Here is a 14689-nt window from a genome sequence, read left to right on the forward strand (position 1 = left end):
GTGGGGTTGCGCTTTAGGAGGGAATGCTCGGGAGTGCCTCGTCGATGCGGAACAGGGTTCGAGCGTTCCCGGACATGAACGCCTCGCGTGCAGCGTCGGAGGGGAACGCGGTCAGGAACTTGCCGATCTGCGCGCCGGTCGGGCGCTGGAACGGGAAGTCAGTGGAAAGCAACAGCCGGTCCGGCGTGGTGACCTCGAGCACGTGGCGCAGCTTAGTCGGGTCGAGCATCCCGGAGCTGGCGATGTGGACGTTCGACCGCACGTACTCGGACACGGTTCGCTCGAGACCGGCGACGCGTGCGAGACCGTCGGCGCGGTCCAGCCAGAACAGCAGGAGTTCGCCCCAGTGCCCGAGCACGAGCTGGAGGTCGGGGTGGCGGTCGAACACTCCGCTGGCGATGAGGCGAAGGACGGAGCGTGCTGCTTCAAGGTGCCATCCCCAGCCGAAGGTGGCCAGCGCGAGGCCGGTCCGCGGGTCGAAGCCGGAGTAGGCGGCATCGCGGAGTGCCGCGGAGGGGATCTGCGGGTGGATGAACAGCGGCTGGCGGAGTGCGGCGGCGGCGAGCAGGTCGTCGTAGCGGCGGTCATCGAGTGGGACGTCGCCCGTTCGCCCATAGACCATGGCGCCGACGAAGCCGAGCGCCGCGGCTCGTTCGAGTTCCGCAGCCGCCGCGTCCGGGTCCGCAGTGGGGAGTGTCGCGAGTGCACGGAACCGCGTCGGGTAGCGGTTCACCGCCGAGGCCGCGGTGTCGTTCGCCAGGACGCTCAAGGAAACCGCGTCAGCAGGTGGGCTTGATCCGCTTTGACGGACATTCGAGATCAGGGGTTCTGCCCCGGGAGGATGTCCATCATGGAGAGCATGGGGAAGAAGAAGCCTCGGTCTCGTCGTTCGTTCACGCCGGAGTTCAAGGCCGAGATCGTCGAGCTGTGCCGACGCGGTGACCGCTCGGTCGGTCAGATCGCCAAGGACTTCGATCTGACCGAGACCGCGGTGCGGCTGTGGGTCAGCCAGGCAGAGGTCGAAGCGGGCGAACGCGACGGCCTGACCAGCAGCGAACGGGAAGAACTGGCCGCACCGCGGCGGGAGAACCGCCGACTGCGTGAGGACGTCGAGGTCCTCAAGCGTGCGACGGCTTTCTTCGCGAAGGAGACCCGGTGACGGTGCACCCGTTCATCGAGCCGGAGAAGCGTGCAGGTCACAGCGGAAAACGAGCGTGTGAGCTGCTGAAAACATCCCGGACCGCCTTCTATGCCCGCCTCGTCGCCAAGCCTGGCCCCCGCGCGGTACGTGACGCCGAACTGGCGGAACAGATCGCCGACGTCCACACGAGATCGCGGGGAACCTACGGCGCCCCGCGCGTCCATGCCGTGCTCAAGCACGCGGACGCCGGATGCGGCCGCCGACGCGTCCGCGGCTGATGCGCGCTGCCGGCCTGCGGGGCCGACACCGCGGGCGACGCCGGACGACGATCCCTGATCCACGGGCTGCCCTGCGGCCCGATCTCGTCCCCCGCAACCTCCAGCCCGATCCTGCCGGCCTGGACGCCCACTGGTGCGGCGACATCACCTACATCGCCACAGACGAGGACTGGCTCTGCCTGGCCACCGTCATCGACATCGCCTCCCGCCGCGTGGTCGGCTGGGTGACGGCCGACCACCTGCGGACCGATCTGGCCGCCGATGCCCTCACGGCCGCCTGCCGAAAGCACCGCCCCAGCGGTCCGGTGAACTTTCACTCGGATCGCGACTGCCAATACACCAGCCATCAACTCGCGACGCCCGCACACCGGTTGGGAGCACGCCTGTCGGTCGGCCGCACCGGACAGTGCTGGCACAACGCACTCGCCGAGTCGTTCTTTGCCACCATCAAAAGAAAGCTGCTCGGCACCAGCTCCTGGCCCAGCCGGGCTGCCGTCCGCACCGCGATCTTCGATTTCATCGAGGGCTGGTACAACTTGCACCGTCTGCGCGGCAGCCTCGGCTACCGCAGTCCCGCCGCATACGAGACCGCACGCGCAGCCTGACCACCACACACATGGTGTCCGCCAAAGCGGAACAAGCTCAGTTCGACTTCAGCCTGACCAGCGAACACATCACTGTCCGCTGCTCCCTGTCGTGATGGGGTCGCGGTCGTCATGGGGTCGCGCCCCGGCGCGGTGTCGCTGCGCGAACCCTTCCGCCTCTGGCGACACTCCGTTATGTTAGCGGTATCGGTAGCGCTAACCCATCGCGTCGTGAGCGCCGCCGAACGGGACGAGAACCACAAAGGAACGGTGCGCGATGACCACATACCTAGGACTCACCTGGGACCACCCCCGGGGTACTGCGGCACTGCGCCGGGCCGCCGAGGACTTCTCCTCGAACGCCGACGGCGACGGGCTCGTCTGGGAGAGCCAACCGCTGGAGGGCTTCGAGTCGCATCCGATCGAGGAGCTGTGCGCCGCCTACGACCTGGTGGTCCTGGACCACCCGCACCTCGGTGACGCGCTGGCGGCGGGGTGCCTGCGTCCGCTGGAGGAGGTCTTCCCCGAGGGGCTGGTGCGGGCCTGGGCCGGGGGGGCCGTGGGTGCCTCCGGCGGCTCCTACCGCTTCGCGGGTCGCCACTGGGCCGCGCCGCTGGACGCCGCCACCCAGGTCGCCGCCGGGCACCGGGCCGCCCTCCCGGAGCTGCCCGGCACCTGGGCGGAGGTCATAGAGCTGGCAGGCCGCGCCCCAGTGGCGCTGTCGCTGGGCGGGCCGCACGCGCTGCTGACCTTCCTGTCGCTCTGCAACGCCCTGGGCGAGGCCCCCGCGACCGAGCCGGGACGTCCCCTGGTCTCCGAGGAGACGGGGCGGCGTGCCGTGGAGGCGATGGAGGAGCTGTTCGCCCGGACCGACCCGGCCACCGCCGCGCTGAACCCGATCGCCCTGCTGGGCCGCATCGCCGAAGGGCGCCTGGTCTACTGCCCCCTGGTCTACGGCTACGTCAACTACTCCCGGCGCGACGCGGGCGCCCCCGTCCGCTTCGCCGACGTACCGCGTCTGCTGCCCGGCGGGCCGCTCGGCAGCGTGCTGGGCGGTACCGGGCTGGCGGTGACCCGCAGGGCCCGGCTCTCCCCGGAGCTGGTGGAGCATCTCGCCGGTCTGCTGTCCCCCCAGGCGCAGACCTCCTTCCTGCCCGCACACGAGGGGCAGCCCGGCAGCCGCCAGGCATGGACCGATCCGGCAGCAGACGCCGACGCCTGCGGCTTCTACCAGGACACGCTGGCCACCACCGAGGCCGCCTGGGTCCGGCCGCGGCTGCCCGGCTGGCCCGTGCTCCAGACAGCGCTGTCCGCGCGGTTGCGGGACGGGCTGCTCGCCGGTGAGCAGCCGTCCGGCATCGTCACCGCGCTGCTCGACGCCTGGGAGCGGCACGCCCGGCCGATGCCCTCGGCCGCCGCCTTCGACCCCGCCCCCTGACACCCCACGCCCCGCACCGGGTACCCGCCACGGCCGCCCCGGCCTGGCCCCACCGCGCGCCCGCGCCCGTACAGAAGCAGGAAGCACCCATGACCACCGATCTGGACACGACATACGCCGGGCTGCGGCTGACCGCGGCCGATGTGCTGCCCGAGGACGGCTACGCCGGCACCCTACTGGCCCGGATCTGGAACCCGGCCGTGAACGGGCCGTCCCCCGCAGCGATCCGGGGCGGGGGCGTGTACGACGTCTCCGGAGACTTCCCGACCGTCGCCGACCTGTGTGAACGGCCCGATCCGGCAGCCGCGCTGGCGGCGGCCGAGGGTCGGCGGGTCGGCGATGTCGACCAGTTCCTGGCGGGCGGCTGCGCCCGGCCGGAGGACCCGTCGGCGTCGCGCTTCCTGGCACCGGTGGACCTCCAGCCGGTCAAGGCGGCCGGGGTGACGTTCGTCGTCTCCATGCTGGAGCGGCTCATCGAGGAGCGTGCGGCCGGTGACCCCGGGGCCGCGGCGGAGGCCAGGGCGGAGCTGACCGCGCTGGTCGGCGGTGACCTCAAGGGGCTGCGGCCCGGCTCAGCGCAGGCGGCGGAGGTCAAGCGGCTGCTGGTCGAGCGCGGCCGGTGGAGCCAGTACCTCGAAGTCGGGCTCGGGCCGGACGCGGAGATCTTCACCAAGGCGCTGCCACTCTCGGCGGTGGGCGTCGGCAGCCGGGCCGGTGTGCTGCGCTCCTCGCGCTGGAACAACCCGGAGCCGGAGATCGCGCTGATCGTCTCCTCCGCAGGCGCGGTGGTGGGCGCCACCCTCGGCAACGACATCAACCTCAGGGACGTGGAGGGGCGGTCGGCGCTGCTGCTGCCCCGCGCCAAGGACAACAACGCCTCCTGCGTGCTGGGCCCCTTCATCCGGCTCTTCGATGCCACCTGCGGCCTGGACGACGTACGCGCGGCCACCGTCGGGCTGTCGATCACCGGGCGCGACGGCTACACGCTCACCGGGTCCTCCCCGCACAGCGAGATCAGCCGTGATCCGGCTGACCTGGTGGGCCAGTTGTTCGGGGACGCCCACCAGTACCCGGACGGGGCCGTCCTGATGCTGGGCACCATGTTCGCGCCGACCGAGGACCGCGACGAGGCGGGCGGCGGCTTCACTCACCGCCCGGGGGACGTGGTGCGGATCTCCACCGCCGCCCTGGGCAGCCTGGTGCATGAGGTGGACCACAGTGAGGCGTGCCCTCGCTGGGACTTCGGACTGCGCAAGCTGATGACCGGGCTCGCCCGCCGCGGCCTGCTCTGATCCGGGGAGCCGGCCCTTCCGGCGCGCGCCGTGCCGGAGGGTCAGGCGCTGCCCCGGCTGCGGATCGTGAACCCGAGGTCGACCACGGAGCGTTCGGGCTGGTTGCCGCGCATCTTGTCGAGCAGCAGGTGCGCGGCCTCGCGCCCTATCGTGGCGTTCGGCAGGGTCACGGTGGTCAGCCCGGGGCGCAGCATCCCGGAGAGCTCGAAGTCCCCGAATCCGGTGATGGCGATGTCCTCCGGGACCCGCAGCCCCTGCGCCGAGGCGGCCAGCAGTGCCCCTCCGGCATAGACATCGGTGGAGAAGACCAGGACGTCGGCCTCCGGGAACGACTGCCGTGCTACGTCGAGGAGTTCCGCCCCCGAGGACAAGGTGAGGGGGTGCGGTGCCGCGTCCACCACCCGGGGCTCGGTGCCGGGCCACAGCTCGGCGACGGCCCGGCGGTAGCCGCTGAGGCGGCGCAGCGAGCGGTGGTCGCCCGGCAGCAGCGAGCCCACGAAGCACGGGGTCCGGTATCCGGCGGCGTACAAGTGGGCGACCATCGCGTGCATGGCGTCCTCGTTGGAGAAGCCGACCAGCAGATCGACGGGGTCCGCGGTCCAGTCCCAGGTCTCGACCACGGGGACACCGGAGGCGCGCAGCATACGTACCACGCTCTCGCGGTGCACCGCGCCCGTCATCACGAAGCCGTCCGGCCGCCGCCCGAGGAGGGAACGGATGACGTCCTCCTCCATCTGGTCGTCGTAGTCCGTGTAGCCGAGCAGGAGTTGGTAGCCCGCAGGGGAGAAGACGGAGGACAGGCCGGTGAGGGTCTCGGAGAAGATCGAGGCGGACAGCGACGGGATGACCGTGGCCACGATCTTGCTGCGGTTGGAGGCCAGATTGCGGGCCGCCAGGTTGGGGACGTAACCGCATTCCTGGATCGCCCGCTCCACCCGGGCCCGGGTCACGGCCGTGACCTCTTCAGGCACCCGCAGCACTCGCGAGACCGTCTGCGCGGAGACCCCCGCCTGCTCGGCGACGTCCCGCAGAGTGACCGACCGGGTGGCCGACCGTCGCCGGACCGGTTCTCGCGGACGGTCCGTAGCGCTGGTCATCGCTTGTTCGCTCCCGCCTGGTACGCCGGGTTGTCGGCCCCGGGTCGCTACCACCCTACGCAACGGGCCGGCCGCGCGATGACGCCCCGCGGTCACCCTGCGCGATGTTGCCTTTTCGTGTCGTAGAAGTTTCGCGCAAGGGGTTTTGTTAGCGCTATCGGTAGCGCTAACGTATTGCGCATCGCCTGGAAGGTTTCCCTGTATTTAGGCGCAAAGCGGACCATATATGTCCATAAAATGACAGAGGTGATCTCATGAAGGTGCTCGAAGGGATCCGGGTCCTCGACCTGTCGATTGCGATGTCGGGACCGTTCGCCGCCATGAAGCTGGCGGACCTCGGTGCGGACGTCGTGAAGGTCGAGCCCCTCGCGGGCGAATGGCAGCGCCACGCGTCCGCCGGAGGCGCCCAGGGCAACGAGGTCAACGCGTCTTTCCTGTCCCTCAACCGCAACAAACGCAGCATCTCGGTCGACCTCAAGAACGACGAGGGGATCGCCGCGGTGCACCGCCTGGTGGAGACCGCCGATGTCTTCCTCCAGAACTACCGCCCCGGCGTCGCCGCACGGCTCGGGGTCGACTACGAGACCCTGCGCGCGATCAAACCCGACCTCGTCTACGTCTCCGTGTCCGGCTACGGCGAGACGGGACCCTACGCCCAGCGCCCCGGCCAGGACGTGCTGCTCCAGGCCATGAGTGGCGCCCTGTTCAGCGCCGGCCGGCCCGGGGAGGCGCCCTCCCCCGCGCCCTTCTTCCTGGTCGACGCCTTCGCCGCGTACTCCGCCTTCGAAGGGGCCATGGCCGCCCTCTTCCACCGGCTGCGCACCGGTGAGGGCCAGCTCGTCCAAGTCAACATGCTGGACGCGATCATCGCCGCCCAGATGCAGGAGATCAGCGTCCACACCGTCGGCGGCGTCCCACAGACACGCAGTGAGCACATCCACGCCCACAGCTACATCCGGGCGCCGTACGGTGTCTTCCCCACCTCCGACGGCTATCTGGCCCTCTCCTTCGCCGAGCCCGCCGTCCTCGCCGAAGCACTGGACGAACCCCGGCTGGCCGGTCTGGACGCCGAGCGCGACGGCTTCACCCGGCGCGACCTGATCTCCGGCCTCGTCGAGGAGCACCTGCGCCGGGGCACCACCGACCACTGGCTGGAGAAGCTCGCCGCCGCCGGGATCTGGTGCGGCCCCGTCTACGACTACGACGCGCTGCTGCGGGACCCGCAGGTCGAGCACAACCAGTCATTCGTCAGCTACGACCACCCCACCGAGGGGCGGGTGACCACGCCGGGCTTCCCCTTCCGGCTGACCGCCACCCCCCAGAGCGTCGAGCGACCCGCCCCGCGCAACGGTGAGCACACCCGCGAGGTGCTGCGCGACCTCGGCTTCACCCGCGACGACATCCGCCGTCTGGAGAAGGAAGGCGTGGTCCACGCCGCGCCCGCCGGCGACGCCTGAGCCCCCACCCGCGACCTCGGTCGCACCCTCCCACGGCCCCCGTCCCCACGGCCCCCGTCCCCACGGGACCGCATCCCACCGGACAGCACAGCAGCGGAAAGGGCTGAGCACTCCGAAACGTGAGATGGTCCATCACAGCAATGGAGCAATCATGGATACATCCCCATACCTCGCCGCCGAGCGGGAGCAGGCAGTCCGCGCCCGGCGGGCCGCCTCCGCCTCCGCGGTGGGCAGCCTCGTCGAGTGGTACGACTTCGGTCTGTACGGCGCGGCCGCCACACTGATCTTCAAGGAGTACTTCTTCGGCACCGACGACGCGTTCGTCGGTCTGATGGCGGCCTTCGCCACCTTCGCCGTGGGCTACTTCGCACGGCCCTTCGGCGGCATGGTCTTCGGACACCTCGGCGACAAGATAGGCCGCAAGCCGGTCATGATGGTCACCCTGGCCCTCATGGGCATCAGCACCACCCTCATCGGCCTGCTGCCCGGCTACGACACCGTCGGCTGGCTCGCGCCGCTCCTGCTCGTCCTGCTCCGTGTGCTCCAAGGCCTCGGCGCCGGAGCCGAGTACGCGGGCGCCGTCGTCCTCTCATCGGAGTCCGCCCCGGCGCGCCACCGCGGTTTCTACGCCTCCTGGTCGGGCGCCGGAGTGTGGATCGGCTCGGCCCTGGGCCTCGCGGTCTTCCAGCTCATGCTGACCCTGACCGGGGACTCCTTCTACACCTGGGGCTGGCGGGTGCCCTTCCTGTTCAGCGTCGCCCTGCTGGGTATCTCGCTCTACATTCGCCGCCGGGTGGAGGAGACCGAGCCGTTCACCGCCACCAAGGAAGCCGCCGCGGCCGAGAGCGTGCCGCTCGCCCGGCTCCTGCGCACCGAGAAGCGGCGCCTGGCCGCCGCCCTGGGCAGCAACGTGATCCTCAGCGGCTACTCCTACATCCCCCAGGTCTGGATTCTGAGCTACCTCACCCAGGACGTGGGGCTGTCCGCCGGACTGGCGCTCGGCATCAACGCGACGGTCCTGCTCTCCGGGGCGGCGCTCATGCCCTACTTCGGGGCGCTGGGCGACCGCATCGGCCGCCGTCGACTGTTCCTGTACGGCACCGGCTTCGGCATCATCTGGCCGTTCCCGATGTTCCTGCTGATCGACACCGGGAACACCGCGCTGATCATCGCGGCCATCGTGATCTGCTTCGTCGGCGCCGTCGCGGTCTGCTATGCCGCCCAGGCTGCCTTCCTCACCGAGATGTTCCCGCCCGCGATCCGCTACTCCGGAATCGCCTTCGCCCGCGAGACCAGCGGCGCCCTGCTGGCCGGCACGACTCCCCTGGTGGCCACGGGGCTGCTCGCTGCCGCCGGCCACTGGTGGCCGATCGCCGTCTGCATGGTCGTCTACGCCACGATCGCGCTGCTCTCCGTCCACTACTCGCGCCACTTCCGCTCCGACGCGCTCCAGCTCGACCCGGACAGCTACATATCCGACGAGTCCTGGACCGCGCCGGACACCAGGCGGGCGACTCGGACGACGGACGCCGAGCGAACGGCGGTGCGGCCGTGACGCGTCTGACCGAGCGGTTTTGGGAGGACTACGCGCTCGGTGAGCAGGGCGGCGGCGGCTCGCGGACCCTGGACCAGTCCGACGTCAACACCTTCGCCGGGCTCACCCAGGACTTCCACCCCGCCCATATGGACCGGGCCTTCGCCGAGGAGCGCTTCGGCGGGCGGCTCGTGCATGGAGCCCTCACCTTCGGGCTGGTCGTCGGGCTCACCGTCGAGTACAACCCGCGCGCGGTCGCCTACGGGTACGAGCGCATCCGATTCCCCAAGCCGGTGATGGCGGGCGACACCGTGACCGCCACCAGCGTGGTGGTGGACATCGCCGAGCACCGCAGCCCGAAGATCGGGCTGGTCACCAAGGAGTACACGGGCGTCAACCAGCGCGGCGAGACCGTGCTCTTCTGCCGCCACATCCTCGCGGTGGACCGCCGGGCCTGAACCCGCCCCTTCGGCCACCGGTCCCCGGTCCCCACCCCTCCACTCGAACGCCCGGCCCGGCCCCGGTCCCGGCGGCGCACCAGAAGGAACTTCCCAATGACGTTGTCAAGCAGCTGCCGTGACTGGTGGTGTGGCTTGGTAGCACGCTCCGTCGCGGATCATGGCCCACAGGACGTTGGCCCGGCGTCGGGCGAGCGCCAGCAGCGCCTGCTTGTGCCCCTTGCCCTCGGCCCGCTTGCGTTCGTGGAAGCGTTTCGAGGCGGGGCAGCTCCGGAGACTGGCGAAGGCGGAGAGGTAGAAGGCGCGGAGCAGGCCGCGGTGGTAGCGGCGCGGGCGGTGGAGGTTGCCGCTGACGCGTCCGGAGTCGCGGGGGACGGGGGCGAGACCGGCGTAGCCGGCCAAGCGGTCGGCGTTGCCGAAGGCGACCATGTCACCGCCGGTCGCGGCGGGGAACTCCGCGCTCAGCAGGGTGTCCATGCCGGGCAGGCTCTGGATCACCTCGGCGTGCGGATGCTCGCGAGACCGGCCCTCGATGAGAGCGTCGAGCTCGGCGATCTCCTCATCGGGGGCCATCACCCCCTTCGCGAGCCGGGCCACCATCGCGGCCGCGAGCTATTCGCCTGGCAGTGCGGTGAACTGTGCCTCGGCCGCCTCCACGACGCTCCGGGCCAGGGCCCCGCTGCTGCGGACCTTGCGGTTCTTCAGCCACGTCGTGATGCGGGCAGCTCCTGCGCGGCGGATCGCAGCCGGGGTCTGGTAGCCGGTCAGCAGCAGGACCGGGCCCTTCTTCGTCAGGTCCAGCGAGCGTTCCAGCGCAGGGAAGATCTCCAGGAGTTGGGCACGCGGTCGGTTGGTCTGCCGGGTCCGGTCGCAGACCAGATCGGTGCGGCGGGTTACCAAGGTGCGCAGATCGACCGCTATCTCGTCGCCGGGTCGCAGAACGCCGAGGTCGGTGCGCATGCGGGCCTGGTCAGCGATGACGACGGCGTCTTTCGCGTCGGTCCTGGCCTGGCCCCGGTAGCCCGCCGAAGCACGGTGGACGGCCAGACCGGTGATGTAGGTGACGTGCTGGTCGTGACTGACAAGCAGGCCGAGCAGGAGCGCGGCCCCACCGTGGTTGATATCCACCGCCCACAGCACGTTCCGCGACAACAGCCGCGTGCCCTGGGCGTCGATCACCACGCAGTGGTGATGCTCCTTGCCGATGTCCACTCCGGCCCAGATCTCGGGCACGGCCACCTCCGTCAGCTCGTCGTACACAACCCGGCAGACGACCTCGCCGACGTTGTCCTGCATAGCGATCGCGTCGCGTCTCCCAATTAGCGGTCGAGTCGTCGCGGGGCCCCGGGCGGCCAAGTTCCTTGAGCCATCCAACGGCGGCACCATGCCAGCCATACCCAGGACCCCTGGGCCCGCCGATCCTACGAATGACCAGCTCAGACCCACAACTAAGAAGGTAGGACCACCATGTCCCTCACCGGCTCGCTCTACCTCGGCTCCATACCCGTCACCGGCCACGGCACCCCACTCGACCCGGTGGACGCCACCACCGGCACCACGCTCACCCCCGCCTACCGGTCGGCCACCCTGGAGGACGTCGGACGGGCCTGCGCCCTGGCCGCCGAGGCCGCACCCGCCTTCCGGGCCGCCGACCCCGAGGTACGCGCCGTCCTGCTGGAGCGCATCGCGGACCAGGTGGAAGCCCTGGGCCCGGCCCTGATCGAGCGGGCGGTCGCCGAATCCGGCCTGCCCGAGGCGCGGATCACCGGCGAGGTGGCCCGTACCACCGGACAGCTGAGGCTCTTCGCCACCGAGGTCCGCCAGGGCGCCTGGGCCGGGGTCCGCATCGACCCGGCGCTGCCCGACCGCGTCCCCGCCCCCCGCTCCGATCTGCGCCAGCGCCGTATCGCCCTGGGGCCGGTCGCCGTCTTCTGCGCCAGCAACTTCCCGCTCGCCTTCTCCGTGGCGGGCGGTGACACGGCCGCGGCACTCGCCGCAGGCTGCCCGGTCGTGGTCAAGGGCCACCACGCCCACCTGGGTACGGCCGAACTGGTCGCCTCCGCCATCGCCGCCGCCGTCCGGGACAGCGGTCTGCACCGCGGCGTCTTCTCCCTGGTCTTCGGCAGGGACGAGGCGCTCGGGCAGGCACTGGTCACCGATCCCCGAATCCGCGCGGTGGGCTTCACCGGTTCCCGCGCGGGCGGCCTCGCCCTGACCCGGGCCGCGGCGGGACGCCCCGTCCCCGTACCGGTGTACGCCGAGATGAGCAGCGTCAACCCCGTCTTCCTGCTCCCCGGGGCGCTGGAGGAGGACGCCGAAGGGCTGGGCCGGGGCTTCGCCGCCTCCCTCACCCTCGGCGCCGGGCAATTCTGCACCAATCCCGGCCTGCTCGTCGCCGTCGATGGCCCCGGCCTGGACGCCTTCACCCAGGCCGCCGACCCGGCCGTCGCCGGAGCGCCCGCGCAAACCATGCTCACGGACACGGTGCGCTGCGCCTACGAGAAGGCCACCGCCCGGACCGCCGCCGCCCCCGGGGTCCGCGAGCGGGCCACCGGAGCCCAGGCCGCGCACCCCCGGCAGGCGCGGGCCCATCTCTACGAAATTGACGCCGCGGACTTCCTGCACCGCCCGGAGCTCGCCGAGGAGATGTTCGGGGCCGCCGCGCTGCTGGTGCGCTGCACGGACCTCGCGGAGCTGCACGCCGTCGCCGTGGTCCTGGAAGGCCAGCTCACCGTCACACTGCGGCACGGCGGGGGCGACCAGGACACCCTTCGCGCCCTGCTGCCCGTACTGGAGGACCGGGCGGGCCGGCTGCTGTTCACGGGCTGGCCCACCGGGGTCGAGGTCGGCCACGCCATAGTGCACGGCGGACCCTACCCGGCCACCTCGGACGGCCGCAGCACCTCCGTCGGCACGGCCGCGATCGAGCGCTTCCTGCGCCCGGTCTGCTACCAGGACGCCCCGCCCGGACTGCTGCCCCTTGAGCTGGTCGACGCCAACCCCCTCGGCTTCCCCCGCCGCGTGGACGGCGTCGCCGACCGGAGCTGACCGTCTGCTGACCCTCAGTAGACGCAGAATTCGTTGCCTCGGGGTCTTCCAACACTCAGGTGAAGTCTCCCCAAGGCCGGGTAGTTAACGTTTTCGCGGGTTACGCAAGGGGTGTTGCTTTGGGTGGAGCTGCCGCGTAGCGGCCGGTACGGACTCTCTCGATCAGTCCTCTCTCTGTCCAGCGGGCGAGTTGCCGGTAGGTGGCAACGAGGGTGACATCGCCGAGGAGCTCGGCGATCTCCCGTGCCCGCCAGTGTCGTTCGGGTTCTGCCTGAAGGATGGCCAGGACGCGTGCCATGCGGCTGCTGGTCTTGCCTGGGGCGACGTACTGCGGAATGGTCACCGCGGGCAGTGCAGGCTCCGGGACCGGCGGCGGCAGGAGTGTGACTGTCATGGATGTCACGGTCCGACTGCCGTCGGGGCGGCCGTCCATCTTCCGCTCCGTGTAACGGGAGATGGGGGACTTCACCTTGCGGGTGCTGATCCGGGTTCACCGCGGGTGAGAGAGCCGACAAGAGCCGGCGGCCGATCTCCCCGATGCCTTGCTCGAGGACCCCCTGAGCGCGTACCAGGAGGTCACGGGCCGTTTGAAGAGCGATGGTGAAGCCGCATCGGTCGGGATCGGCACCCAGCTGAGACTCCGCCGTCTCGACCATGGGGCGGCGCAGGAGTTGGTAGAGGGTGAGCAGGGACCACATCTCCTGCTCGGCGTTCGAGCGCAGGACCCGCCCGTGCAGGATGGTGTGGCGCAAGGCGTCATAGGCGCTCTCGTGTTCCCAGCGCTCATGATAGAGACGCACGAGGTGGTCGGCGGGATAACGGCGGGCGTCAAGGAGCGTGGTCACCAGACGGTAGGAGCCGTCGAAGGTGCTGTCGTCCGTGCAGGTGATGCTCACCTGGGCTTCGATGATGCGCACCCGGACGCCACCGATGACCGAGAGGTAGGAAAAGTCCGGGAGCGGTTTCAGGACCGGCGGGCGACGACGCTTGTTGATACGGCTCAGGACCTGTGCGCCGGTGGCGTGCACCGCGGCGAGGAAGCCGTTGCCGTCGAAGCCCCGGTCCCACAGCACCAGCGTCCCGGGGCTCAGATGCTGCAACAGCCGGGTGGCGTAAGAGGTTTCGCCCTCCCGAGTGGGGCCGAAGACCGCACCGATCACGGCCCGGGTGCCGGTCTCGACCAGCGTCATCAACTCAACCTGGGGATACCCGCCGTGCGTGCACTTTCCCAGCCAGCCCCGGTTGCGCTCGCTGTCCGGCACCTTGGTCGAACTGCAGCCGCCGAACGACACCGTCCGGTACGGACCGAATCGCACCCCGGCGTCCTGGGCTGGGCCGGCGGCCCGGCCAGCACCTCGAACAACGACCGAACCGGGGCGCTGCCGAGCCTGCGCCGCAGATCACGTAACGCCTTCGGGCTCGGGCAGGCGACCGGCATCCCCGACAGGCCGGCGGTCATCTTGTCCCGGACCAGCCGGTATCCGACCTCGGAGAACAGGCACATGGCCAGGAGGAAGTAGACACCGACCCGCGAGGGCAGATCACGCAGCCGCCGCTGCACGGTCCTGGTCTCGGACAAGACCGCGTCGACCAGCTCGAACGGCACGATCGACGTCAATTCTCCCAGGTGACCAGGCGCAAAACGGCCCGCGGCCACAGTGGCCGTACGGGTGATGGCCACCACCGGGGCAGGCAGGACATGAGGAGACGGCAACGGAGCTCCTTCGGAACAAGCTGTCTTGGACGACTGCCTGTACTAACGAGCTCCGTTGCTCCACGTCAGAATCCCGCCAACACCCCTTGCGTGACCTGCGGAAACGTTAACTACCCGGCCTTGGGGCAAGGCCCGTGTGCTTGTCGGAGCGATTCTTCCGGGTGGGTTGTGGTCAGGCCGACAACGGTGCAGCCGGCTGCCGCCGCAGCTCGTATGCCCGCGGGTGCATCCTCCACGACCAGACACTCCGATGCCGCGATGCCGAGTCGGGACGCGGCCAGTGCGAAGCAGTCCGGCGCGGGCTTCGCGTGTTCCACGTCGCTGCCATAGACCTGTACGGCCGGGAGGGGGAGCCCCTCCGCGGTGAAGCGGGCTTCGACGAAGGCTCGGTCGCCGGAGGTCACGATCGCCCACGGGCTGCCGGACAGCGCCTTCAGCAGGGCAGTAGCTCCCTCGACGGGTATGACCGTGTCCTTCTCCTGGGTCAGCAGCTCGTCGAGTACCTTCCGCTCAACTGCTGGGTCGAGATGGGCGGCCGCTTCCTTGACGGTGTCCTCAGGGCGCCGCCCGAAGGTGAGCTCCCATACCTTTCGGGGTTCAGGCGCTTTCCCAGGGACCAGGAGTTCCAGACTTTCCGGTGAGCGCCCG

At 70.4% G+C, this 14689-nt stretch carries 12 protein-coding genes and 2 pseudogenes; 9 read left to right on the forward strand and 5 right to left on the reverse strand.

Annotated elements, in window-relative coordinates; all coding sequences use genetic code 11:
* Positions 1 to 13 precede the first annotated feature (13 nt).
* The gene (locus RLT59_RS38445; RefSeq protein ID WP_399127159.1) at positions 14 to 958 is read right to left on the reverse strand and encodes an amidohydrolase family protein; all 945 of its coding nucleotides are present in this window, start codon (positions 956 to 958) and stop codon (positions 14 to 16) included.
* Between RLT59_RS38445 and RLT59_RS38450 the strand changes: the two genes are divergently transcribed.
* The 5 genes from RLT59_RS38450 to RLT59_RS38470 all read left to right on the forward strand — a co-directional run bounded on the left by RLT59_RS38450 (position 851) and on the right by RLT59_RS38470 (position 4733).
* The gene (locus RLT59_RS38450; protein WP_311308124.1) at positions 851 to 1159 is read left to right on the forward strand and encodes a transposase; all 309 of its coding nucleotides are present in this window, start codon (positions 851 to 853) and stop codon (positions 1157 to 1159) included. The two genes, RLT59_RS38445 and RLT59_RS38450, sit on opposite strands and share 108 nt — an antisense overlap.
* Entirely contained in the window at positions 1156 to 1419 is a 264-nt protein-coding gene (locus RLT59_RS38455; protein WP_311302304.1) for an IS3 family transposase, read from the forward strand. The genes RLT59_RS38450 and RLT59_RS38455 overlap by 4 nt, the downstream gene beginning before the upstream one ends.
* On the forward strand, positions 1419 to 2024 hold the full coding sequence (locus tag RLT59_RS38460) for an IS3 family transposase (RefSeq protein ID WP_311308125.1): 606 nt from the start codon (positions 1419 to 1421) through the stop codon (positions 2022 to 2024). The genes RLT59_RS38455 and RLT59_RS38460 overlap by 1 nt, the downstream gene beginning before the upstream one ends.
* Before the next feature lie 256 nt (positions 2025 to 2280).
* Positions 2281 to 3441, forward strand: a complete 1161-nt coding sequence (locus RLT59_RS38465; protein WP_311308126.1) for a carbohydrate ABC transporter substrate-binding protein — start codon at positions 2281 to 2283, stop codon at positions 3439 to 3441.
* Between the two features lie 89 nt (positions 3442 to 3530).
* Complete coding sequence (locus RLT59_RS38470; RefSeq protein ID WP_311308127.1) at positions 3531 to 4733, forward strand: fumarylacetoacetate hydrolase family protein; 1203 nt, start codon at positions 3531 to 3533, stop codon at positions 4731 to 4733.
* Between the two features lie 41 nt (positions 4734 to 4774).
* Here the strand turns inward: RLT59_RS38470 and RLT59_RS38475 are convergent, their stop codons facing one another.
* Complete coding sequence (locus RLT59_RS38475; RefSeq protein WP_311308128.1) at positions 4775 to 5830, reverse strand: LacI family DNA-binding transcriptional regulator; 1056 nt, start codon at positions 5828 to 5830, stop codon at positions 4775 to 4777.
* 254 nt (positions 5831 to 6084) lie between these two features.
* Here RLT59_RS38475 and RLT59_RS38480 point away from each other — a divergent pair, with 254 nt between their 5' ends.
* From RLT59_RS38480 to RLT59_RS38490, 3 genes are all read left to right on the forward strand, one after another.
* Entirely contained in the window at positions 6085 to 7287 is a 1203-nt protein-coding gene (locus RLT59_RS38480) for a CaiB/BaiF CoA transferase family protein (protein ID WP_311308129.1), read from the forward strand.
* Positions 7288 to 7438: 151 nt separating this feature from the next.
* Positions 7439 to 8842: an MFS transporter gene (locus tag RLT59_RS38485; RefSeq protein ID WP_311308130.1), complete on the forward strand. Its 1404-nt coding sequence runs from the start codon at positions 7439 to 7441 to the stop codon at positions 8840 to 8842.
* Positions 8839 to 9279 carry a MaoC family dehydratase gene (locus tag RLT59_RS38490; protein ID WP_311308131.1) on the forward strand — a complete coding sequence of 147 codons (441 nt, stop codon included), beginning with the start codon at positions 8839 to 8841 and terminating at the stop codon, positions 9277 to 9279. Before RLT59_RS38485 ends, RLT59_RS38490 begins: the two co-directional genes overlap by 4 nt.
* A 105-nt stretch (positions 9280 to 9384) precedes the next feature.
* On the opposite strand, the pseudogene RLT59_RS38495 reads toward RLT59_RS38490, so the two are convergent.
* Positions 9385 to 10518, reverse strand: a pseudogene (locus RLT59_RS38495) (IS110 family transposase).
* Positions 10519 to 10746: 228 nt separating this feature from the next.
* Here RLT59_RS38495 and RLT59_RS38500 point away from each other — a divergent pair.
* On the forward strand, positions 10747 to 12327 hold the full coding sequence (locus tag RLT59_RS38500) for an aldehyde dehydrogenase (NADP(+)) (protein WP_311308132.1): 1581 nt from the start codon (positions 10747 to 10749) through the stop codon (positions 12325 to 12327).
* 100 nt (positions 12328 to 12427) lie between these two features.
* Here the strand turns inward: RLT59_RS38500 and RLT59_RS38505 are convergent.
* Together RLT59_RS38505 and RLT59_RS38515 are read right to left on the reverse strand one after the other, a co-directional pair.
* Positions 12428 to 14023 (reverse strand): annotated as a pseudogene (locus RLT59_RS38505) (IS4 family transposase).
* Positions 14024 to 14151: 128 nt separating this feature from the next.
* Entirely contained in the window at positions 14152 to 14670 is a 519-nt protein-coding gene (locus tag RLT59_RS38515; RefSeq protein ID WP_311308212.1) for an HAD-IA family hydrolase, read from the reverse strand.
* Between the last annotated feature and the right edge of the window lie 19 nt (positions 14671 to 14689).

The sequence above is a fragment of the Streptomyces sp. ITFR-6 genome (assembly GCF_031844725.1).
Taxonomy (GTDB): domain Bacteria; phylum Actinomycetota; class Actinomycetes; order Streptomycetales; family Streptomycetaceae; genus Streptomyces.

Coding starts and splice junctions, on each gene's coding strand:
- RLT59_RS38460 (WP_311308125.1), top strand. CDS start 1,419: ATGCGCGCTGCCGGCCTGCGGGGCCGACACCGCGGGCGACGCCGGACG.
- RLT59_RS38475 (WP_311308128.1), bottom strand. CDS start 5,830: ATGACCAGCGCTACGGACCGTCCGCGAGAACCGGTCCGGCGACGGTCG.
- RLT59_RS38465 (WP_311308126.1), top strand. CDS start 2,281: ATGACCACATACCTAGGACTCACCTGGGACCACCCCCGGGGTACTGCG.
- RLT59_RS38480 (WP_311308129.1), top strand. CDS start 6,085: ATGAAGGTGCTCGAAGGGATCCGGGTCCTCGACCTGTCGATTGCGATG.
- RLT59_RS38485 (WP_311308130.1), top strand. CDS start 7,439: ATGGATACATCCCCATACCTCGCCGCCGAGCGGGAGCAGGCAGTCCGC.
- RLT59_RS38470 (WP_311308127.1), top strand. CDS start 3,531: ATGACCACCGATCTGGACACGACATACGCCGGGCTGCGGCTGACCGCG.
- RLT59_RS38450 (WP_311308124.1), top strand. CDS start 851: ATGGAGAGCATGGGGAAGAAGAAGCCTCGGTCTCGTCGTTCGTTCACG.
- RLT59_RS38500 (WP_311308132.1), top strand. CDS start 10,747: ATGTCCCTCACCGGCTCGCTCTACCTCGGCTCCATACCCGTCACCGGC.